Raw genomic sequence first — 22,052 nt, forward strand, 5'->3', positions numbered from 1 at the left:
GACTTTAGTGCCTAGAGTTAAATCTCCAAAACTACGGCTGTAACCTGTATACACATCCCACTCTACTGATGCATCACGAATAAAATGATCACTCACTGTCGATGCCCAAGTTCCAGCATAAAAACCATTATCATGGTTATAGTCTAGTCCACCTTGAATTGCAGGTTTGCCCCAAGTTTGTTGAAAACCATGTGATACATATTGACTTGCGAGTGTTAGATTAGCGCTATAAGGTGATGCTATTTCTGTGCTTGCTTCAGTGGCATGAGTAGTATGCAAGAAGAAGCCCAAAGGGAGTAGCAATAAAATTCTTTTCATTTGAATTTTCCTAATGGTTGGCAGCACCTTAGTGTCATAAGGTGCTGAACATAACTGGACTAGGTTATGCAAATGGACGTAAAGGAGTCTGACGAACAGGGCTTGATCCTGCTTTGAAATAAGGTGCTTGCGAAGGTGGTAATTTTTGCCCACGAATTTGATCAGCAATTTTTTCTGCCATCATAATCGTGGTGGCATTTAAGTTGCCTGTGATAATGATTGGCATGATAGAGGCATCAATTACACGTAGCCCGCGTACGCCGTGAACACGACCTTGACCATCGACAACAGCCATTTCATCTTCACCCATTTTGCAACTGCATGATGGATGATAGGCTGTCTCGGCATGTTCTCGGACAAAAGAGTCTAGTTCAGCGTCGGTTTTTAACTGCATACTTGGGCTGATTTCTTCGCCACGATAAGGGTCAAGTGCGGGTTGATGCATGATTTCACGCGTGATACGAATCCCATCTCTGAATTCGCGCCAATCTTGTTCGGTTGACATGTAATTAAACAAGATACTTGGATGCTCAAATGGATCTTTGGATTTGAGTTTGATCCGACCACGTGAAGGTGAACGCATTGAACCAACATGGGCTTGAAAGCCATGCTCATTCACGGCATTACTACCATTGTAGTTAATCGCAACGGGTAAGAAGTGATACTGAATATTTGGCCATTCAAATTCATCAGATGAACGAATAAAACCACCTGCTTCGAATTGGTTACTTGCACCGATACCTTTGCCAAGGAATAACCACTCTGCACCAATCGCAGGTTGGTTGTACCATTTCAATGCTGGGTAAAGTGAAACTGGTTTTTTACATTTGTATTGTAAATACATTTCCAAATGATCTTGCAGGTTTTCACCCACGCCAGGTAAGTCTTGTACCACCTCAATATCCATCGATTTGAGGAAAGTGCTTTGTCCAACACCTGAGCGCTGTAAAATTTGCGGTGATGCAATTGCACCTGCACATAACAAGACTTCACGTTTGGCATATGCTTGTTTCATGTTGGCTTGATCTAAACCAATAATGTATTCGACACCAATTGCTTGTTTATGACTAAATAAGATTTTATTGGTCATGGCGTGGGTGACAATCGTCAAATTGGGACGACCTTTTGCCATATCTAAATAACCGCGAGCAGTACTCGAACGACGACCTTGTGGTGTCACCGTTCGATCCATCGGACCGAAACCTTCTTGCTGATAACCGTTTAAATCATCTGTACGAGGATAACCTGCCTGTACACCTGCTTCGATCATGGCATGAAACAGTTCATTATTGCCTTGTTTTGGGGTGGTGACTGAAACAGGACCTTCACCGCCGTGATAATCGTTAGCACCAATGTCGCGTGTTTCTGATTTTCGGTAATATGGTAAACAATCCGCATAGCTCCAATCTTCAAGCCCTTGATGCGTTGACCATTGGTCTAAATCCATCGCGTTACCACGGATGTAGCACATACCATTAATGAGTGATGAGCCACCTAGACCTTTACCACGACCACACTCCATACGGCGATTGTTCATATGTGGTTCAGGGTCGGTCAAATATGCCCAATTGTAGCGACGGCCTTGTAGTGGAAACGCCAAAGCGGCTGGCATTTGCGTGCGGAAATCAAGCCGATAATCTGGACCGCCTGCTTCTAATAATAATACTGAGATATCTGCATCTTCAGTTAAACGTGCAGCGAGGACGTTACCTGCTGAGCCTGCACCAATAATAATATAATCGTATTCTTGCTTATTCATAATCTGCCTTTATTTGTTGCAAGATCAACTGAATACATGTGACTCAGTTGATCAAGATAAGATAAAGCGCAATGCTTTTAGAAAATGCTTTGGTAATCACCAAGCTCAACTTGAACGGATTTAATGCGTGTGTAGTGAGATAGGGTCGAGATCCCATTTTCACGACCTACACCAGATTGTTTATAACCACCGACTGGCATTTCAGCAGGGGATTCGCCCCAAGTATTGATCCAACAAATACCAGCTTCGATTTGGTGAATAATGCGATGTGCTTTGTTAATGTCTGGTGTCACCACACCTGCTGCTAGACCAAAAGTGGTGTTATTGGCACGACGAATGACTTCATCTTCAGTTTGGTAGCTCAAGATGCTCATGACTGGACCAAAGATTTCGTCCTGCACGATTCGCATATCATCGGTACAATCTGTAAATACTGTCGGTAATACATATGCACCCTCAGCCAATTCACCCGTTGCTCGATCACCACCGATCAGTAATTTGGCGCCTTGTTGTTTGCCTGCATTGATGTAGGAAAGAACTTTTTCCATATGCGGGAAACTGGTCAATGGACCAAAGTTGGTATCTGCATTCATTGGGTCGCCGATACGAATACGTTGCACACGTTCTAATACTGCATTTTCAAATTCTGTTTTTAATGATGCTGGAATAAAGACACGCGTACCATTGGTACAGACTTGACCAGAACTAAAGAAGTTCGCCATCACCGCAATATCTGCGGCTTTATTCATATCTGCATCTTCACAGATGATCAGTGGTGATTTACCGCCAAGTTCCATAGTCACTTCTTTTAAGCTCGAAGCAGCAGCACTTGCCATCACTTTTTTTCCAGTTTCAACACCGCCAGTAAACGAAATTTTTTCAATGACAGGATGTTCTGTCAGCCATTGACCGATATCACGACCAGCCCCTTGTACGACGTTGAATACACCATCAGGTACACCTGCTTCGGTATAAATTTCAGCAAGTTTAAATGCGCTAAGTGGGGTGATTTCACTTGGTTTGAAAATCATGGCATTGCCCGCAGCCAGCGCAGGAGCGGATTTCCATAAAGCAATTTGAATCGGATAGTTCCAAGCACCGATGCCTGCAACGACACCTAAAGGTTCACGGCGAGTATAGAAGAAACTACTTTCGCGTAATGGAACTTGTTCACCTTGGATGGCTGTCGATAAACCTGCGTAATATTCGAGCACATCAGCACCTGTCACAATATCGACAGTCGATGTTTCGCTATAAGCTTTACCTGTATCTAAGGTTTCAAGTTTTGCTAGTTCATCATTGCGTTCACGTAAAATATCTACAGCTCGACGTAAAATACGAGAACGCTCAACTGCTGTGATTGTCGCCCAAACTTTTTGACCTTGTTGAGCACTTTGAACAGCTTTTTCAATATCTTGTTGAGAGGCTTGTTGGATATGGGCAATTACGTTGCCATTGGCTGGATTGATACTGTCAAAACTTACACCACTTGTGGCATTGACATATTGACCGTGGATATACAATGGATGAGTTTGCACATCATTCATTTTGTCTCTCCTGAAATAAGGGTTTAGCCAGTTGAAGTTGCATGTCTAAATAGTCATAGGCAACTCGTCTTGCATTCTGCCGATCGAAATGATCATTCCCCACGAGTCCACCTCGTAGCCATAACCCATCGATCAGTGCTGCTAAGCCACTCGCAGCAATACTTGCACTTTCACTTGGCATCAGTTTTAAAAAGTGATGTTTTAAGTTCGAATACAAGCGTCGATCATTAATGCGTTGTAAACGTGCAAGCTCTGGGCTATGCATACTGGCTGACCAAAAATCTAACCAAACGCGCATAGCGGTTTTATTGACCTGACTACTATCAAAGTTTGAATCAATGATTGCCTTAATTTGGTTTTCAGGTTGTTGATCTGCTGTATTGGCTTTGTATTGCAGAGAGGTGAGATGCAATCTTTTGAGCATCTCCCGCATACAGTTGATCATTAACCCTTGCTTATCACCAAAATAATGGCTGACGATACCTGTTGAGACTCCCGCTTTTTTTGCAATTTGTGAAATGGTGGTTTGTGATAAACCCACTTCATAAATCACTTCAAATGCGGCATTAACGATCTCTTCACGGCGTTCGTGTTCAGGTTTAACTCTGCGTTTGGTCATGTGTAGTTGCCATAAATGCCTAAAATTATTAAGGCGTTAGATTAAAATCTGGATGCAGAAAATGATAACACAACATCATGATACTTTTAATTGATTGAACGTTCAATCAATTAAAAGTATAGTATTTGCAACAAGGATGCTTTACATAACTCTTAATCGTGTTATCGGAGATCCCTGTTAAAGTATCAAAAGTGTTGATTTATTGAATGGATTTTTAGTGGTTGGGTCTAAGCTCAGTTACTCTTAAAAATGCTTCTTTGCATCCACACGGGTAATTACAAAAATGCAGCTTATGCAATGATTGGTGTTGTTTTCAATATCTTTTAAATGCTGTGTCTTCTCGTTGTTTTCGTCAATAAATCGTGGTCGAGTTATTGAGAAAAACAACTTTCAAAATTTAAATTTTCCTTGAGGATTGTATGGTGACAGATAATCCAAGAGCAGTTGATGATTCATCTATTCAAACAAAAGATCAGTTAAATCGCGTGGTCTTTTATGTTTCAGCGCTCATAATTTTAATATTTTCACTGACGACGATTTTATTTAATGATTTTTCGAATCATTTGCTCAATGTTGTACTGGCTTGGGTGAGTGATAAATTCAGTTGGTATTACTTACTTGCCGCAACGCTTTACCTAATCTTTGTGGTTTTTATCGCTTGTTCTCGTTATGGCGATATAAAGCTAGGTCCTAAACATTCCAAACCTGAGTTTAGCCTGCTGAGTTGGTCGGCGATGCTGTTCGCCGCAGGTATCGGCACAGATCTAATGTTTTTCTCGGTGGCTGAACCACTGTCACATTATATGAATCCACCAGTGGGTGAGGGGCAAACTTATGAAGCCGCTCGTCAAGGGATGGTATGGACTTTATTTCATTATGGTCTAACAGGCTGGGGCATGTATGCCTTAGTCGGGATGGCTTTGGGATATTTTAGTTATCGCTATAACTTACCTCTGACCATTCGTTCGGCGCTTTATCCGATTTTTGGTAAAAAAATTGATGGTCCGATTGGTCATACCGTAGATACCGCCGCCGTGATTGGGACGATTTTCGGTATCGCAACGACTTGTGGTATTGCAGTTGTTCAAATCAATTATGGTTTGCATGTTTTATTTGATTGGCCTGAAGGTTTATGGGTTCAATCTGGACTGATTTTAGTTGCTGTGATTGTGACGATTATTTCGGTAACAGCAGGTGTCAATAAAGGCATTAAAGTACTTTCTGAAATCAATATTTACGCCGCTATTGGTTTAATGCTATTTGTGCTGTTTTTAGGAAATACAGAGTTCTTATTAAATGCCTTGGTACAAAACTTTGGTGACTATATCAGCCGCTTTCCAAGCTTAGCTTTAGACAGTTTTGCATTTGAACAACCGAAAGAGTGGATGAATAGTTGGACATTATTCTTTTGGGCATGGTGGGTGGCTTGGTCTCCATTTGTAGGTCTGTTTTTGGCACGTATTTCACGTGGTCGTACCATTCGTGAGTTTGTCTGTGGAACTTTGATTATTCCTCTACTATTCACGATCACATGGTTATCAATCTTTGGTAACAGTGCTTTATACAACGTTATTTTTGATGGCAATACAGCTTTGGCTCAAACTGTTTTGACAGATCCTGCACATGGGTTTTATGACTTATTGGCACAGTATCCGTGGTTTGGATTTGTTGCTGGTGTAGCAACCATTACAGGGCTTCTGTTCTATGTGACCTCTGCTGATTCTGGGGCATTGGTTCTTGGAAATTTCACTACTAAATTCTCCAATGTAGATAATGATGCACCACGTTGGTTACGTGTGTTTTGGGCGATTGCGATTGGTTTATTGACCATCGCGATGTTGATGGCAAATGGTATTACTGCTTTACAAAGTGCAACCGTAATCATGGGATTACCGTTTAGCTTTGTTATGCTGCTTGTGATGGCTGGACTCTATAAATCTCTCCGTTTAGAAGATTATCGTAAAGCTAGTCGTAGCTTAAATGCTGCACCTGTAGTGGGTAATGTCGATATTCTAAATTGGAAACAACGCCTTTCACGTGTCATGCATCATCCTGGTAGCCATGAAACATTGCGTATGCTCGATAATGTATGTAGACCTGCAGTGCAAACCGTTGCTGATGAACTGATTAAACGAGGGATGAACGTTGAGGTTAATCAAGGCGAATCTGAATACCACGATAAGTTGTATCACCTAGACTTAACGATTTTCATTGAAGATGAGCATAATTTTGTCTATCAAATTTGGCCTGTACGCTATATCGCTCCGACATTTAGTGAACGAGGCAAACGTGGTAAGCAATATTATTATCGTTTGGAAACATTCTTGTATGAAGGTTCTCAAGACAATGACTTGGTTGGATATACCAAAGAGCAGGTCATTAATGACATTTTAGATAAGTATGAGCGTCATATGACTTTCTTACATATCAACCGAATTAGTCCAGGAAATCGTCCTCTTTATCCTGACTCACAAGACTAATTAAAAGACCTCACATTTCTGTGGGGTTTTTAAATCGTGAAGATTTTACAAAGTATAATTTGCTTCATAATCAAGCTTATTTTTTTATTATTAAGTGTTGGCTGTTCGAATGATCATAATCGAACAGCCAACAGAGAAGAATCAATGTTTTATAAACTGATAACTCGCAAATATGAGACTAGAAGGAAACTCAAATGAAAAAAATAATGATCTTTTGTGCTCTCATGGTTGTGATCTTTGTATCTGTATTATTTGTCAGTCCTAAGCCGACAATTTGGTTATTGCAGCACAGTTTATTTAGCATTCCAAAAGATTCACGACCTGCTCAGTACCAAGAGCTGAACGTGATTGTATCGACAAACTTAACCTACCCATCAAAGTTTCAAAAAATACATTTGATTTCTACAAGACTAAAGTGCCTTTAGCTCATCAGCCCATCGTCATTTGGGTGCATGGTGGCGGATTTGTCGGTGGAGATAAGCTTGAAGTGAAAGCTTATGCAACTGAATTAGCCTCACAAGGTTACTCTGTCTTTGTACTCAATTATGAACTTGTGCCGACCGCAAAATATCCTGAACCTGTCATCCAAGTTTCTGAAGCCATCCGTTATATAAAAACAAGTTTTGCTAAACAACATAATTTAAATATGGCGAATATATTTATTGCAGGGGACTCCGCTGGAGCACAGATCGCTTTGCAATTTTTACTCACTCAATCCAACCCTCAATATGCAGACTTGCTCAATATTCAGAAGACCTTAAATCTATCCGACATCCGAGGTGGTTTATTGTATTGTGGTCCTTATGATTTGAAAAATATGGTTCTACAGGCAAACTCTGCGATTACCCGATTTGCATTTGGACGTATTGGTTGGGCATATTTAGAGGACAAAGACTGGCTTACTCGTACTGAGGATAAAGGATTAGTGGTGTCTGAATATCTAAACGCAGCACTTCCACCAATTTATTTAACAGATGGCAATACAGCTTCATTTGAACAACAAGCTCGCCAACTAGAAAAACAATTGCAGAAAGTTGGTGTAGCAACCAAATCACGATATTTTGATCAGAAAACTGATCCTACAGCTCATGAATATCAATTTCTGTTGGACACCAAACCGGCCCAACTCACTCTGAAGGATACACTTCAGTTTATGGATACATATAGATAAAAATGATTTGATCAAAACCACAACAAACATAAATGTTATGGTCTATAGCGCACCATATTTTTGCCATGTTTCACCTGTTTCATAGGGAGCATAATGGCTTTTTAATTCTTGCAAAGACTGCGTTTGATACAGTGCAAATAAAATCATAATGAAGAATAGGCAGAAGAGTTTCATAAATCTTTTGTATTTATAATGCCCTGAATATAAATAAAAAATACAATAAAAAGCTAAGATTAAATAAGTGCAGAACAGGGAGTGGAAAACTAAATTGCCCAGTAATACCAGTGTCAGTACAAGAGCAATTCTATTTTTTAAAGAACTTGGACGGAAACTTAATGCGGTGAGTACTAATAAACCTAGTGCTGTCCAAAACAGATAACTATTGCCGCCAATAATCACAATATAGGTTGCTTGTAACCATAACAAAGTCAGCCATATAAAAATGGAAGAAATAATAAATTTAGACGACTCAGAAGAAGCGGGCAAAGAATGTTTCATATCACATAAACGATTTGAAAGCGTAGTCAAGCAAAGCTAAAAGTGAAACCGCATGAGGTCTTTGGTCTTAAATTTTGCTAAAACAACACAAGCTAAAGAAAGTGAGCCACCAATCAGAACTGCTGGCACAACCGTGAGGAAACGTGTCATTAGCGTTGAGTGCAAAGCACCAAGCTCATTACTTGATGTCACAAAGATGCCATTAATCGCTGCGATACGACCAAGCATGTCTCGTGGGGGAATGAGTTGCAGTAAAGTTTGGCGGATAATAATGTTAACACTATCACACGAACCTATAATAATGAGAAACACGACAGATAAAAAGTAATATCTAGTAACAGCAAATAACAAAGTACATAATGAAAAACCAGTAAGGCTAAGCAACATGATTTTCCATGGCTGATATTTTGGAGGATATCGAACCAAAATCAGCATAGTCAATAAAGCACCGAAGGCTGGTGCCGAGCGTAATATTCCAAAACCTGTTGCTCCGACATGCAAAATATCACTGGCAAAAATAGGCAATAGGGCAATTACTCCTCCAAAAAATACTGAACTTAAATCAAGAAACATTGCCCAAAAAATAATTTTAGTTTTACGAATATAGAGAAATGCTTCTTTGATACTGAGTAAGGCAGACTCAGATTGCATCTCAGGAAAAGTTCTACTTGTTAGAGCCCATAAAGCTAAGCTACCTATGAGGAATAAGCTTGTAATAACACTAAACACTACGGATAAGCGCAAATGTGCAAGCATTAATCCTCCAATGACTGGTGCTAGAATGCCACATACTTGCCAGCACATGCTGGTCCAAGTGGCTGCGCGGGCATATAAATGTTCTGGGACAATAAAAGGGCGCAGTGAATTAAAACAAGGGCTGTAAATTCCTCGAATACATCCAAATAAGAATAAAATCCCGAAGGTAGAAATCAGTAGAATGTTGGCATTGATATGATCATGCTCAAATAGATCAAAACAAATCCAAAGTGCGATTGATAATGGAATTGCTAGGCTAAAACTAAGCTGTAAAATCCGCTGACGATTGAAACGATCTGCAATATAACCACCCCACAAAGACAATACTAAAAATGGAATAAAATCCATCAGACCTACCAAGCCAAGCATCAATGGATTCTTGGTAATTTGATACAGTTGAAAGGCGATAACGATTTCTTGTATCAACACAGCAAATGTCAAACAAGCTTGATTTATCGTTAAAAATGAAAAATCACGACAACGAAATACCGCAAAGGCAGAATGAGAACAATCAGTGGACATAATTCAAAAATGAGAAAATAAAAAAGGGAAGAGTCAAACTCATCCCTTTCTGTTTCAGTTTAAGCATGCTTAATGTGCAGCAGCTTCGACTTTTGCAACTTGTTTTGTAGATACCAAGTTTTTAGGCGTTGTATAGTTCAAACCTAAAGTTGAACTCGTATACTGACGCACTTGATCCAACAATGCAGGATTTTCTGATAAATCCTGACCATAAGAACGTACAATCTCATGCAGTTTAGTATTCCAAACACCTTTAGTTTGCTCAGGGAAGGCTTTTTCAAGCAAGTTGAGCATAATGTAAGGAGACGTTGAAGCACCAGGAGATGCACCAAGCAACGCAGTTACAGATTTATCTTGTGATGCAAAGATTTCCGTACCGAATTGCAATTTCGCAGGTTTACCTGGTTCTTTCTTAATGATCTGAACACGTTGACCACCCTGACGTAAATGCCAGTCTTTCGGATCTGCTTCTGGATAGTATTTTTTCAACTCGTTGAAGCGGTCTTCATCTGACATCAACACTTGGCTTACTAGATATTGGACAAGATCAGCATTTTGTAGACCAATCGCTGCCATTGGCAATACGTTGTTTTTATTAGTTGATGCTAACAAATCAAGCTGTGAACCTTGTTTTAGGAACTTGTTTGAATAAGTTGCAAATGGACCAAATAAGACATATTTTTTGCCATCAATATAACGCGTATCAATATGTGGAACTGACATTGGCGGCGCACCTAGATCTGCACGACCATATACTTTTGCTGTATGTTGAGCTGTAATCGCAGGATTATCAGTCACCAAGAACTCACCACCCACAGGGAAGCCTGCATATTGTTGTGCTTCTGGAAGCCCAGTCATTTGCAACAACTTAATTGCAGCACCGCCTGCACCGATAAATACAAAACGTGTTTTGACGTGATTCGTTTCACCAGATTTTAAATCTTTGAATGCAACTGACCAAGTATTGTCATCATTACGGCTAATACCAGTAACTTCTGTTGACGTTCTGAGTTGGAAATTCGGGCTCTTCTCAAGATGGCTTACCAATTGAGTTGTAATCGCACCATAGTTCACATCCGAACCCACATCCATACGTGTCGCAGCAACTTTTTGCTGTGGATCACGACCATTCATGACTAACGGTGCCCATTGCTTAATTTCAGATGGGTTTTCTGTCATTTTCATGCCAGCAAATAATGGATCTTGAATCATGGCTGCATAACGCTTTTCCATGAAGTTCACATTATCGCCCCATACAAATGCAATGTGTGGAACAGGATTGATAAAGGTATTTGGCGTATTTAACACACCTTTCTGAACTTGATATGCCCAAAACTGTTTAGCAATTTCGAATTGCCCCGCAACTTTGACAGCTTTAGAAATGTCCATTTTACCGTCTTTCTCTTCGGTATAATTCATTTCCATAAAGCCAGAGTGACCAGTACCTGCATTGTTAAAGCCGTTTGAACTTTCTTGAGCAACTGCATCAAGACGTTCGTACATACGGATGTTCCAGTCAGGTTGTAACTCGTTGAGATATGTACCGAGCGTTGCACTCATGATACCGCCACCGATAAGTACAACATCAACCACAGGTTCGTCGTTTTTCGTTTTAATTGCCTTAGACGTAACAGGTCTAAAAAGAAATGCAATTGCAATAACTATGAGTACTAGAAGTAGTACTAATAAGTACTTCCAAAATTTTTTCATTCAATTTACCTTAAAAATTAAATGACCCCCTATATGGATGATATAGAGAGAAAAGATTTAAATGATGAGTGAGCGCAAATGCACATCAGCACAGGGGTTGCCCAACTGATGCGAGAGGAAAAAGTTCGTGAATTTTACTTTAATTTAGGCAGCGTTTTTGTTTACCAAATGTTTAAAAATGTAAGATTCAAGATCACTTGGATAGTGGTTTATTTAGCTTATTGTTAAAAAAGAAATTATATTTACTTTGTTTAATTTTATTTGATAAGAACTGGCATGGCATTTTAATAGCTATAAAAAAGCCGTCTTTGAGACAGCTTTCTTATATGGGTGACTTGGTGAGCAAATACTTACCAGCTCAAAGCACCACCTGTTTGGTAATCTGTTACGCGCGTCTCGAAGAAATTCTTCTCTTTACGCAAGTCCATCATCTCAGACATCCATGCAAATGGGTTTGTTACACCAGCGAATTGCTCTGGTAAACCAAGTTGCGATAAACGACGGTTACAGATGAACTTCAAATATTCTTCCATCATGCTTGCATTCATGCCCAATACACCGCGTGGCATAGTGTCACGTGCATATTCGATCTCAAGCATCGTACCTTCAAGAATCATTTGAATCACTTCTTGTTGGAATTCAGCAGTCCAAAGGTGAGGGTTCTCAATCTTGATTTGGTTGATCATATCGATACCAAAGTTCAAGTGCATTGATTCATCACGTAGGATGTATTGGAATTGCTCAGCAACACCATTCATCTTGTTGCGACGACCCATACTCAAGATTTGAGTAAAACCACAGTAGAAGAAAATACCTTCTAATACACAGTAGAATGCAATCAAGTTACGAAGTAAACGTTGATCGTTTTCAGGCGTACCTGTGTGGAATGTAGGATCACTTAAAGATTGAGTATATTTCAAGCCCCATGATGCTTTACGTGCAACACTTGGAATCTCACGGTACATGTTGAAGACTTCGCCTTCGTCCATACCTAAAGATTCGATACAGTATTGGTAAGCATGCGTGTGAATCGCTTCTTCAAATGCTTGACGCAAGATGTATTGGCGGCATTCAGGGTTTGTAATATGACGATAAATCGCCAAAACCAAGTTGTTCGCAACCAATGAATCTGCTGTTGAGAAGAAACCTAAAGAACGCATAACGATAGTGCGCTCATCTTCGGTTAAGCCATTTTCAGACTTCCAAAGTGCGATATCGTGGTTCATGTTAACTTCTTGTGGCATCCAGTGGTTTGCGCACCCATCCAAGTATTTTTGCCAAGCCCACTCATATTTGAATGGAACAAGTTGGTTTAAATCCGCACGACAGTTGATCATGGCTTTGTCGTCAACTTGTACACGCTGAGCACCCATTTCAAGCTCTTCTAAGCCCGGTGCAACGTCCAAATGATCTAGGGCTGCAGATGCTCTAGCCAACGAATCGGTTGGATTTGTTGCTCGGTTGGCACTGGCTCCAACGGGTTGTGCAGCTGCCATGCTCGGCGATGATTGCTCTGCATTAGATACCACCTGCGTATTAACCGTTTTTTGCGAGTCGAGGGACGCAGACTTGTGTTCAGGTGTAGTCGGTTTTTGCGAATCATCTTCAAAATCGTCCCAACTTAGGATAGACATTTTTCGTTCTCTCTTCGTTGTGTGTAGCCGTAATAGACATCTCTCAACAACGATGTCTTTAACTATACGCTTATATTGTGTAAGCAAAATTAAGTCTTATTAATATCTATGGTGTTGACGAGCTATCGTCAGTAATTCCTAAGACTTATTTTGCTTACGCTGTTGTTTACGAATGGCTAAAAATGCATAAACCATCGGTACATAAAAGAAAATAAAGGCAAAGATCAGAACAGCTAATCCCAACATATAGTTATGAGTCATAGTCATCATACTCTTTGCCTTAATCTTTAGAACCCTTCTTGCTATAAAGAAGGGTGCTTTATTGGATTAAATTACTGACAAGCTTCACAGTCTGGATTGTCAATTGAACATGCCATTGGAACTGGAGCTGCTGTAGTGAAACCATCTTCTTCAACTTGAGCTTCTGGTTTCTTATCTTCAACCGCTTGAGCTGCAACGACAGGAGCCTCAACTGATGCTGGTTTAACTGCGTTCAATGCACCCGTATTGATTGTTGATTTCTCAGCAGAAGTTGCACCCAAAGCACGGAGGTAATAAGTCGTTTTAAGACCACGTAACCATGCCATCTTATAGGTAATGTCAAGTTTCTTACCGTTTGCACCAGCGATGTAAAGGTTAAGCGACTGTGCTTGATCAATCCATTTTTGACGACGTGATGCAGCATCAACGATCCAACGAGTTTCCACTTCAAAAGCTGTCGCGAAGATTGCTTTCAATTCTTCAGGAATACGCGCAATCTTCTGAACTGAACCTTCAAAGTGTTTCAGATCATTTACCATCACGGTATCCCATAGACCACGTTCTTTTAATGCACGAACAAGGTAAGGGTTGATCACTGTGAATTCACCTGAAAGGTTAGATTTCACATACAAGTTTTGGAATGTTGGCTCAATCGACTGAGACACACCACAAATGTTTGAAATCGTTGCAGTCGGTGCAATCGCCATTACATTTGAGTTACGCATACCATCTTTTTGAACTTTGGCACGTAAGCTATCCCAATCCAAACGTTGAGTACGATCAACTTCGAACATACGTTCAGGACGTGATTTAGCAACTAACTCTAAAGAGTCGATTGGTAGGATGCCTTGATCCCACAATGAACCTTTAAATGTTGAATAAGCACCACGCTCTAGCGCAAGATCGCTTGATGTTTGAATCGCGTAGTAACTGATCACTTCCATAGATTCATCAGCAAAATCAACTGCTGCATCTGAACCGTAAGCAATGCCCATTTCATATAGTGCATCTTGGAAGCCCATGATACCCATACCGACAGGGCGGTGCTTTAAGTTCGAGTTTTTCGCTTGTGGTACAGCGTAGTAGTTAATGTCGATTACGTTGTCGAGCATACGTACCGCAGTTTTAATCGTGCGAGCTAATTTCTCACGATCTAACACACCACCTTGAACGTGTTGTACAAGGTTAATCGAACCCAAGTTACAAACTGCGATTTCATCTTGGCTTGTGTTCAATGTAATTTCAGTACACAAGTTTGATGAGTGCACCACGCCAACGTGTTGTTGTGGTGAACGTAAGTTACATACGTCTTTGAATGTGATCCACGGATGACCTGTTTCAAATAACATCGAAAGCATTTTGCGCCACAAGTCTTTGGCACGTACTTTCTTGTGTAGCATGTTTTGTTCTTTTGCTACTGCTTCGTAATGCGTATAACGTTCAGCAAACTCAGCACCTGTTAGATCGTGTAGATCAGGCGTTTCTGAAGGTGTAAATAATGTCCATTCAGCATCTTCAAATACACGTTGCATGAATAAATCAGGAACCCAGTTCGCTGTATTCATGTCGTGAGTACGACGACGATCATCACCTGTGTTTTTACGTAACTCTAGGAATTCTTCAACATCTAAGTGCCAAGTTTCTAAGTACGCACAAACCGCACCTTTACGCTTACCACCTTGGTTAACAGCGACTGCGGTATCATTCGCTACTTTAAGGAATGGAACAACACCTTGAGACTTACCATTTGTACCTTTGATATATGAGTTCAAAGCACGTACAGGTGTCCAGTCATTACCTAAACCACCAGCCCATTTAGAAAGCATTGCGTTGTCACGCATCGCACCATAAATGTCATATAGGTCATCACCAATTGTTGTTAAATAACAGCTTGATAGTTGTGGGCGTAATGTACCTGAGTTAAATAGCGTTGGCGTAGATGCCATGTAATCGAAGCTAGATAATAAGTTATAGAACTCGATTGCACGCTCTTCTTTATTTTCTTCATTGAGTGCGAGACCCATTGAAACACGCATAAAGAATAATTGTGGTAATTCAAAACGTACGCCATTTGAATGAATGAAGTAACGATCGAATAAAGTTTGTAGACCTAGATAGGTAAATTGATTTGAGCGTTCAGGTTGAATCGCTGCTGATAATTTAGCAAGGTCAAAATTAAGAAGATCAGGAGATAAAAGATCAAGCTCGATCCCTTTCTTCAAGAAAGGTTCTAAAGCATCATTCTCAGATGTATCTGTTGATAAACCTAAGAATTCTAATCCAGTGCCGACAAGCTCATTACATAACAAACGTGCAGTCACATAAGTATAGTTTGGCTCTTGTTCGATACGCGTACGAGTCGCCATCATCATCGTTGTTGCGATGTCACTTTCTTTTACGCCGTTATAAAGGTTTTTAACGGTTTCATCGACAATCGCTTGAACGTCAATTCCTTCCAAGCCTTCGCTTGCAGTTTCAATCGTTGCTGTAAGCGCATCTAAATCCAACGGTTGGAGCTGACCGTTGTGATCGGTGATTTGCAATGTTGGATGGTGATTTGCACCTGTTTGCTGACGAGCAGTTGCACGTTGTTCACGATAAATCACATAAGCACGAGCAACTTTTTGCTCGCCTGTGCGCATGAGTGCCAATTCAACTTGATCTTGAATTTCTTCGATGTGAATCGTACCGCCAGATGGTAAACGACGTTTAAACGTGTTCATTACCATTTCAGTAAGTTGAGAAATACGGTCATGGATGCGACTTGAGTCTGCTCCTTGTTGACCTTCAACAGCTAAAAATGCTTTCCCAATCGCAACAGAGATTTTCTCAGCATTAAAAGTCGCAATTTCGCCAGTGCGCTTAATAACCTGAAGTTGGCCAGGAGTAGAAGTGATGATGCTCATGTCAGCATAGCTCCATTATCATCTATTTTTATGTTCATGGACCGTTTGAATCGAGCAAAAAGTATGCCACGATGTTTGAGGGATAAACACAATACTTAGTGGTTAAAGTTTATTTTCAACACAAGATACGGGATTTTTAACAGCAGATCAATCCTTGACATTTTAGTAAATTTTTTTTCATGTCTTAACTGCTGAATTCACAGGCACATAGCATAACAAAGCCGTCTAAAAAGGCTTATAGATAACTCTGTGGATAACTCAAAAAACAAACACTTAAATCAGTATCGATCAGTTAAGAAACAAATTGTTTAACACTGGTACAAAATCTATACTCAAAATTCATTCTGCTCTTAAACTGAGCTTGAAATTTAAAAACCTATTAAAATTCATAATTTTAATAAAAATATAACAAAACTATATTGCCGTGTATCAGTTTGGTGAACGACTACTTGTTTACAATGTAAACGTGTGTATATTGCAAAACATAAACCAATGTATCTGTCAGATTTTTAAAGATAGATTCTCTCTGATTGTAGGGGCAAACATATGAGCCAAGAAGAAAAGTTACCGAAGATTTTGATTGTTGAAGATGACGAACGATTAGCGCGTTTAACACAAGAGTATTTAATCCGTAATGGGTTAGAAGTTGGTGTTGAAACAGATGGTAACCGTGCCATTCGTCGTATTATTAGCGAACAACCAGATTTAGTTGTACTTGATGTGATGTTACCAGGCGCAGATGGCTTAACAGTTTGTCGTGAAGTTCGCCCACATTACCATCAACCGATCTTGATGTTGACAGCGCGTACTGAAGATATGGATCAGGTACTTGGTTTAGAAATGGGTGCAGACGATTATGTCGCTAAACCTGTACAGCCACGTGTGTTGTTGGCTCGTATTCGCGCACTTTTACGTCGTACTGACAAAACAGTAGAAGATGAAGTTGCTCAACGTATCGAATTTGATGATCTTGTGATTGATAATGGTGGTCGCTCAGTCACTTTAAATGGCGAATTAGTAGACTTCACTAGTGCTGAATATGACTTATTATGGTTACTAGCATCTAATGCCGGGCGCATTTTATCGCGTGAAGACATTTTTGAGCGCTTACGTGGTATTGAATACGATGGACAAGATCGTTCGATCGACGTGCGTATCTCACGTATTCGCCCAAAAATCGGTGATGATCCAGAAAACCCTAAACGTATTAAAACAGTACGTAGTAAAGGTTATTTATTTGTAAAAGAAACCAACGGGGTCTAAATCCTCCGAATCCCTCTTTTTCATGAAAGGGGGATGACTCCCTTGAAAAAAGGGACTTGTGCAGTTTACTGCTCAGGAGGGACTTTAATTAGTTTGGAATTATTGACCTTATGGTAAGTCGAGTACTCAAAAACAGCATATTCTTGCGTATCTATGCTGGTTTGGTCGTTTTAGTGGTTGTGGTTGCCGCATTTTGTTATTTGCTGGTTCAAATCATTAACTACCAACGTGCGCAAGAATATCGTGAATCACTTACGGATGGGATTTCATTCGTAATTAGTGAAGGGGTATCTCGCCAACCTGCCAAGCAGCAAAAGCTAGATTGGATTTCTGATGCTTCTGATTTGTTAGAGCTTCCAATTTATTATGTTGATGCTGCGCGTGTTGAATTATCTCGAACTGAGAAAAGACGAATTTCTGAGCAAAAATCTGTTGTGCGCTACGATGCAAACAACGGGGTTGGTTATATTATTATTGGTCTTAAAGATGACCCGAAGCATTTTATCTATATTAAAGTAGATAAAATTGGCGAACGTCAGATGAAGGCGTTGCCTATATTTGTCTTGGATTATTTAATTTTCTATCCGGGACAAGAGCGTGAATACTTAGAAAAAATTAAAAAGCACTTCTATTATCCGATTGATATTTTAGATATTCGTGAGATTAATCTCGATTCAGAGCAAATTGGTCGTTTACGCCAAGATCAAAGTGTCCTGTTGTATAAGGACAGTGCGACTGTTCGAGGCACAACCATTTCGATTGTTTCACCGATGCCGAATCATCCAGCACAAGTTTTGGTCTTAGGTCCAGTTCCGATGTTCAACTGGATGCCATTCCAGCTCGCAGCAGGGATTACTCTATTTAGTTTATTCTTGTTGAGTTTAGGCGTTTATGGGTTGATTTTACCTTTAGAACGAAAGATTCGTCAGGTTCGTCATGCCTTAAACAAAATGAAATCTGGTGATCTGTCATTGCGTGTCCCGATCGAGGGAAGTGATGAAATGGCAAACTTGGCATCCAGTTATAACAATATGTCCGATCATATTCAGCGTTTAATCGAGGCACAACGTGAGTTGATGCGTGCGGTTTCTCATGAGTTGCGCACACCTGTTGCTCGTATACGCTTTGGGATGGAAATGCTTGCCGAAGAAGATGATTATAATTATCGGATTCAGCAAGTGGATATGATTGATAAAGACATTGAAGCGCTGAATACCTTGATTGATGAGATTATGACTTATGCCAAATTGGAGCAGGGTACACCCTCATTAGATTTTGAAGATGTTGTGCTAGTTGAGGTGTTGGATCAAGTGGCGATGGAAACAGAGGCACTGAAAACACAAAAAGAGATCGAACTCATTGCACCTCCTTTAGCGCTTCGTGTCGATGCTGAAAGACGTTATTTACATCGAGTCGTACAAAATCTTGTAGGTAATGCCGTTCGCTATTGTGACAATAAAGTGCGAATTAGTGGTGGTGTTCGTGCAGATGGTAAAGCCTATGTCTGCGTCGAAGATGATGGTCCTGGTATTCCAGAGCAAGAGCGCTCACGTATTTTCGAAGCGTTTGCACGCTTAGATGATAGTCGTACTCGTGCCTCAGGTGGTTATGGATTGGGGTTGTCAATTGTAAGCCGTATCGCATATTGGTTTGGTGGAGATATACAAGTCGATCAAAGCCCAAATCTCGGTGGGGCGCGTTTTATCATGACGTGGCCAGCAAAACGTTATAAACAGCCTGCAAAAAAATAAACCTCAGATATCTGAGGTTTCTCTTTGTCACAATTAATTATTCTTGCACAGAAGCATCTGGTTCGATGAGTGGATACCCCGATTTTAAACGCTGTAATGCATCAGCATTAAAATCAATTAATAGAGAGTTATTTTTTACATCAATCTTATAGTTTCGAATGAGTGGTTTATCTCCATCAAGTGTTTCGACTTTATATGTATCTGCAATATTTAGAATACCTTCTAGATTTGTTGTGGTCGCAGCAAAATCCTCTCTAAAAACTTCATAAATATCTCTTAGGTCAAAAATCGCATTGTCTGCGTCAGGATGTTTTTGAATATAAGTTTCGATATGACGCATTAAGAGTTGTGAGAAAAAGAAATAGTCTGTGTCATGTGTGTATTCTAGCTGCATATTTTTCTCCTTGTTTTATAACTCTAGAATACCGATGAATGAAGATAAGAGTGTATAGACTTAATTAAAGCATGTAGCTGAATTGAAACATATTATGTCGATATCACAACTTGGTTTCGTCCTTGATGTTTGGCTTGATACAACGCATCGTCAGCCTGTTTAAATAGTGCATCAATAGACTGTTGATTTTCAGGAGTACACAAACAGATTCCAATGCTGACTTGTATGTAAAACTGCTGCTGATCATTGAATGGAATAGGCATCTTACTGATGTTTAAACGTATATTTTCAGCACATTGAAAAGCTGTATCAGGGTCGATATCACTCATAAAAATTGCGAATTCTTCACCACCTAAACGTCCAAGTAAGTCATTTGGTCTGAGTAATGAATGAATCTCCTGTACGCAATATTTCAGTGCTTTGTCTCCCATTTGATGACCATAGGTATCATTCACTTTTTTAAAGTGGTCGAGGTCAAGCATCAAAAATGCTGTGGTTTGTTGTGCTTTTTGAGCTTGAGCATGTAGAAGTTGTACTGACTGGAGGAATTGTCGTCGAGTTAAACTAGAGGTGAGTTCATCATGTGCAATGATGTGTTGTAATTCTTGAATGAGCTTTGACCTTACCATATTGATATTGGACACAGTAAGAGGTGCAATCGTCATCATAATCAAGCCAAATCGAATAGAGATGGTATTGTTTAAATATTCATGTGGATAGAGTTGTAAATAATTTTCTGAAACATGATGAATGATAAAAGCACAGGTTATCGAAGTAATGATCACAACAGAAAAATGTCGATAAGCAAGCGCACACCAAATCAAGGGTGCAATTGGGTAAAGTAGCGAACCTGGTCCTGTATCGTAATATGCAATCACAATTGAAATAAGAACTGCAAATAGTGGAAAACTCTGTTGAACAGTTTGAGTTTTAAATTCTATAAATTGTTGTTTTAACTCTTTAAAGTTTGGTGCACTAAGTAGTGCAGGAAGAAGTAAGAGGGCATTTTGGATTTCAGCCGTAAACCAATAGCCAAAATCGATCCAAAACGTACCCAAAGCAAATTTAGTATTAAAATAGGGGAGTGAAATCGCAGCGAATAATGAACTAGATAAAGCCCCAATACAGCAAAAGCTAAATAAAAATAGATAAAAGTAACCTTGATGTAATGAGCGAATGTAATTTCTAAATCTAATATAGAGCGCTAATGTGGTGATGACATAAAGTAAATTGGCTGACGTTAAACATGCATTCAGCAAAAAAGGGGTATCTTGCATTGAATCTGCAATTAAATACCCAGCTATAGCGCCAATAAAACTAATTGGATGGCGTGTTTGAGGAAAGCGAATCAGGATACCTAAAAGTACGGAGTTCGCTGGCCAAAATGAAGCTAAAAATGTAAGTTGGCGTGTTGCGATGCCAAGTAAGCAGCAGAACAAGATAACTGCACTGAACAATAGAAATAATTGGGAAAGCGAAAGAGATTTTGATGCGACTTTAAGTGAGGGCATTCTAACGCTGTTCCTGATGGCTTTTGAGTGGCGCTATTATATAAATTTTGTTTAAAATTTCACCATAAATTTATGCTTATACAATCATTTGGTTCATGTTGTTATATTTTTGCGCATGGCTTGTAAAAGAAGAATGTTTTTGGCGCATAAATATAGAAAAAAATGATTAATAACTTATACGTGATTTGATTAATCGATTTTTGAGGGTGAATTAACACTGATCTTATATATATCAGTAAATTTATGAACAAAATCATCCAAAAGACTAAAGCGCTTCAACTAGCATGAGAAATTAGAAATCAGGTACAATTGGCGGGATTAATTTTGTGTTTGGTGTATTTGAAGGCCAATACATACATTCTTTGTTAAAAATAGGCCTGCCAGGAGTTATCCCCGCATGAGTGCCATTACTCCATACGATTGGGCGATTATCGCTTTCGTGATCGGCGTTACATTTCTTTGCGTTTTTATGCTGACAGTCCCTTTACTCCTTGGGGGTAAAGCATGGGGGCGTGCCAAGCAAGAGCAGTTTGAATCAGGCGTAGTAGGTGCGGGCGGTGCTCGTATTCGCTTGTCAGCCAAATTCTATCTCGTTGCCATTTTCTTTGTTGTTTTTGATCTTGAAGCTCTCTATCTCTACGCGTGGTCTACATCTGTGCGTGAAGTAGGGTGGTTTGGATTTACCACGGTTGTGATTTTTGTGGTTGATCTCTTGATTGCCTTGATTTATGCCATTTCTGTTGGTGCGTTGAACTGGGCGCCAGTAGATCGTCGTAAATCTGCAGGTGTAGCAATGAAAATTGGTTCGCCAAATATGAATATTGCTGAGATCACTCGATTCAATAACATTGAAGAATTGGTTGTCGATCCTACAGGTCATATTCCAGCACAGTCTTCTGGTCGTGTTAAATCTAAAACACCGACTACATCATCATTTAAACAGGAGTAAGTC

At 39.8% G+C, this 22,052-nt stretch carries 17 protein-coding genes; 5 read left to right on the forward strand and 12 right to left on the reverse strand.

Going from position 1 to position 22,052, the window contains the following annotated elements:
• From A2003_RS10540 to betI, 4 genes are all read right to left on the reverse strand, one after another.
• The coding region (locus tag A2003_RS10540; RefSeq protein WP_286687323.1) for a TorF family putative porin at positions 1 to 318 on the reverse strand (318 nt) is incomplete at its 3' end.
• Positions 319 to 382: 64 nt separating this feature from the next.
• Positions 383 to 2,077 (reverse strand): choline dehydrogenase, encoded by a 1,695-nt coding sequence (gene betA, locus A2003_RS10545; RefSeq protein ID WP_004960376.1) that lies wholly within the window; start codon positions 2,075 to 2,077, stop codon positions 383 to 385.
• 77 nt (positions 2,078 to 2,154) lie between these two features.
• On the reverse strand, positions 2,155 to 3,624 hold the full coding sequence (gene betB / locus A2003_RS10550; protein ID WP_004960375.1) for a betaine-aldehyde dehydrogenase: 1,470 nt from the start codon (positions 3,622 to 3,624) through the stop codon (positions 2,155 to 2,157).
• The gene (betI, locus tag A2003_RS10555) at positions 3,617 to 4,243 is read right to left on the reverse strand and encodes a transcriptional regulator BetI (RefSeq protein ID WP_286687324.1); all 627 of its coding nucleotides are present in this window, start codon (positions 4,241 to 4,243) and stop codon (positions 3,617 to 3,619) included. Before betI ends, betB begins: the two co-directional genes overlap by 8 nt.
• A 419-nt stretch (positions 4,244 to 4,662) precedes the next feature.
• Between betI and A2003_RS10560 the strand changes: the two genes are divergently transcribed.
• Both A2003_RS10560 and A2003_RS10565 read left to right on the forward strand, forming a co-directional pair.
• On the forward strand, positions 4,663 to 6,723 hold the full coding sequence (locus tag A2003_RS10560; RefSeq protein WP_004960366.1) for a choline transporter: 2,061 nt from the start codon (positions 4,663 to 4,665) through the stop codon (positions 6,721 to 6,723).
• Positions 6,724 to 7,138: 415 nt separating this feature from the next.
• Positions 7,139 to 7,894: an alpha/beta hydrolase gene (locus A2003_RS10565; protein ID WP_286687325.1), complete on the forward strand. Its 756-nt coding sequence runs from the start codon at positions 7,139 to 7,141 to the stop codon at positions 7,892 to 7,894.
• 42 nt (positions 7,895 to 7,936) lie between these two features.
• Here A2003_RS10565 and A2003_RS10570 read toward each other — a convergent pair whose 3' ends face one another.
• The 6 genes from A2003_RS10570 to A2003_RS10595 all read right to left on the reverse strand — a co-directional run bounded on the left by A2003_RS10570 (position 7,937) and on the right by A2003_RS10595 (position 16,181).
• On the reverse strand, positions 7,937 to 8,392 hold the full coding sequence (locus A2003_RS10570; RefSeq protein ID WP_004952409.1) for a hypothetical protein: 456 nt from the start codon (positions 8,390 to 8,392) through the stop codon (positions 7,937 to 7,939).
• Between the two features lie 36 nt (positions 8,393 to 8,428).
• Entirely contained in the window at positions 8,429 to 9,670 is a 1,242-nt protein-coding gene (locus A2003_RS10575) for an MFS transporter (protein WP_204379191.1), read from the reverse strand.
• 69 nt (positions 9,671 to 9,739) lie between these two features.
• Positions 9,740 to 11,380 carry a malate dehydrogenase (quinone) gene (gene mqo, locus A2003_RS10580; RefSeq protein ID WP_129261935.1) on the reverse strand — a complete coding sequence of 547 codons (1,641 nt, stop codon included), beginning with the start codon at positions 11,378 to 11,380 and terminating at the stop codon, positions 9,740 to 9,742.
• Between the two features lie 350 nt (positions 11,381 to 11,730).
• On the reverse strand, positions 11,731 to 13,014 hold the full coding sequence (locus A2003_RS10585) for a ribonucleotide-diphosphate reductase subunit beta (RefSeq protein ID WP_004952432.1): 1,284 nt from the start codon (positions 13,012 to 13,014) through the stop codon (positions 11,731 to 11,733).
• Positions 13,015 to 13,152: 138 nt separating this feature from the next.
• Positions 13,153 to 13,284 (reverse strand): hypothetical protein, encoded by a 132-nt coding sequence (locus tag A2003_RS10590; protein ID WP_004914326.1) that lies wholly within the window; start codon positions 13,282 to 13,284, stop codon positions 13,153 to 13,155.
• A gap of 62 nt (positions 13,285 to 13,346) precedes the next feature.
• Positions 13,347 to 16,181 (reverse strand): ribonucleoside-diphosphate reductase subunit alpha, encoded by a 2,835-nt coding sequence (locus A2003_RS10595; protein ID WP_004799827.1) that lies wholly within the window; start codon positions 16,179 to 16,181, stop codon positions 13,347 to 13,349.
• Between the two features lie 546 nt (positions 16,182 to 16,727).
• On the opposite strand from A2003_RS10595, the gene bfmR reads away from it, so the two are divergent.
• Together bfmR and bfmS are read left to right on the forward strand one after the other, a co-directional pair.
• Entirely contained in the window at positions 16,728 to 17,444 is a 717-nt protein-coding gene (gene bfmR / locus A2003_RS10600; protein ID WP_004914319.1) for a response regulator transcription factor BfmR, read from the forward strand.
• A 110-nt stretch (positions 17,445 to 17,554) separates the two neighbouring features.
• Positions 17,555 to 19,195 carry a sensor histidine kinase BfmS gene (gene bfmS / locus A2003_RS10605; RefSeq protein WP_004952440.1) on the forward strand — a complete coding sequence of 547 codons (1,641 nt, stop codon included), beginning with the start codon at positions 17,555 to 17,557 and terminating at the stop codon, positions 19,193 to 19,195.
• 37 nt (positions 19,196 to 19,232) lie between these two features.
• Here bfmS and A2003_RS10610 read toward each other — a convergent pair whose 3' ends face one another.
• Complete coding sequence (locus tag A2003_RS10610; protein WP_004914312.1) at positions 19,233 to 19,589, reverse strand: hypothetical protein; 357 nt, start codon at positions 19,587 to 19,589, stop codon at positions 19,233 to 19,235.
• A 92-nt stretch (positions 19,590 to 19,681) separates the two neighbouring features.
• Positions 19,682 to 21,100: a GGDEF domain-containing protein gene (locus tag A2003_RS10615; protein ID WP_286687326.1), complete on the reverse strand. Its 1,419-nt coding sequence runs from the start codon at positions 21,098 to 21,100 to the stop codon at positions 19,682 to 19,684.
• A 397-nt stretch (positions 21,101 to 21,497) separates the two neighbouring features.
• Between A2003_RS10615 and ndhC the strand changes: the two genes are divergently transcribed.
• The gene (gene ndhC / locus A2003_RS10620; protein WP_004914305.1) at positions 21,498 to 22,049 is read left to right on the forward strand and encodes an NADH-quinone oxidoreductase subunit A; all 552 of its coding nucleotides are present in this window, start codon (positions 21,498 to 21,500) and stop codon (positions 22,047 to 22,049) included.
• Positions 22,050 to 22,052 lie beyond the last annotated feature (3 nt).

This window comes from Acinetobacter sp. GWC1_38_13 (assembly GCF_001767535.1).
Lineage (GTDB): Bacteria > Pseudomonadota > Gammaproteobacteria > Pseudomonadales > Moraxellaceae > Acinetobacter > Acinetobacter junii.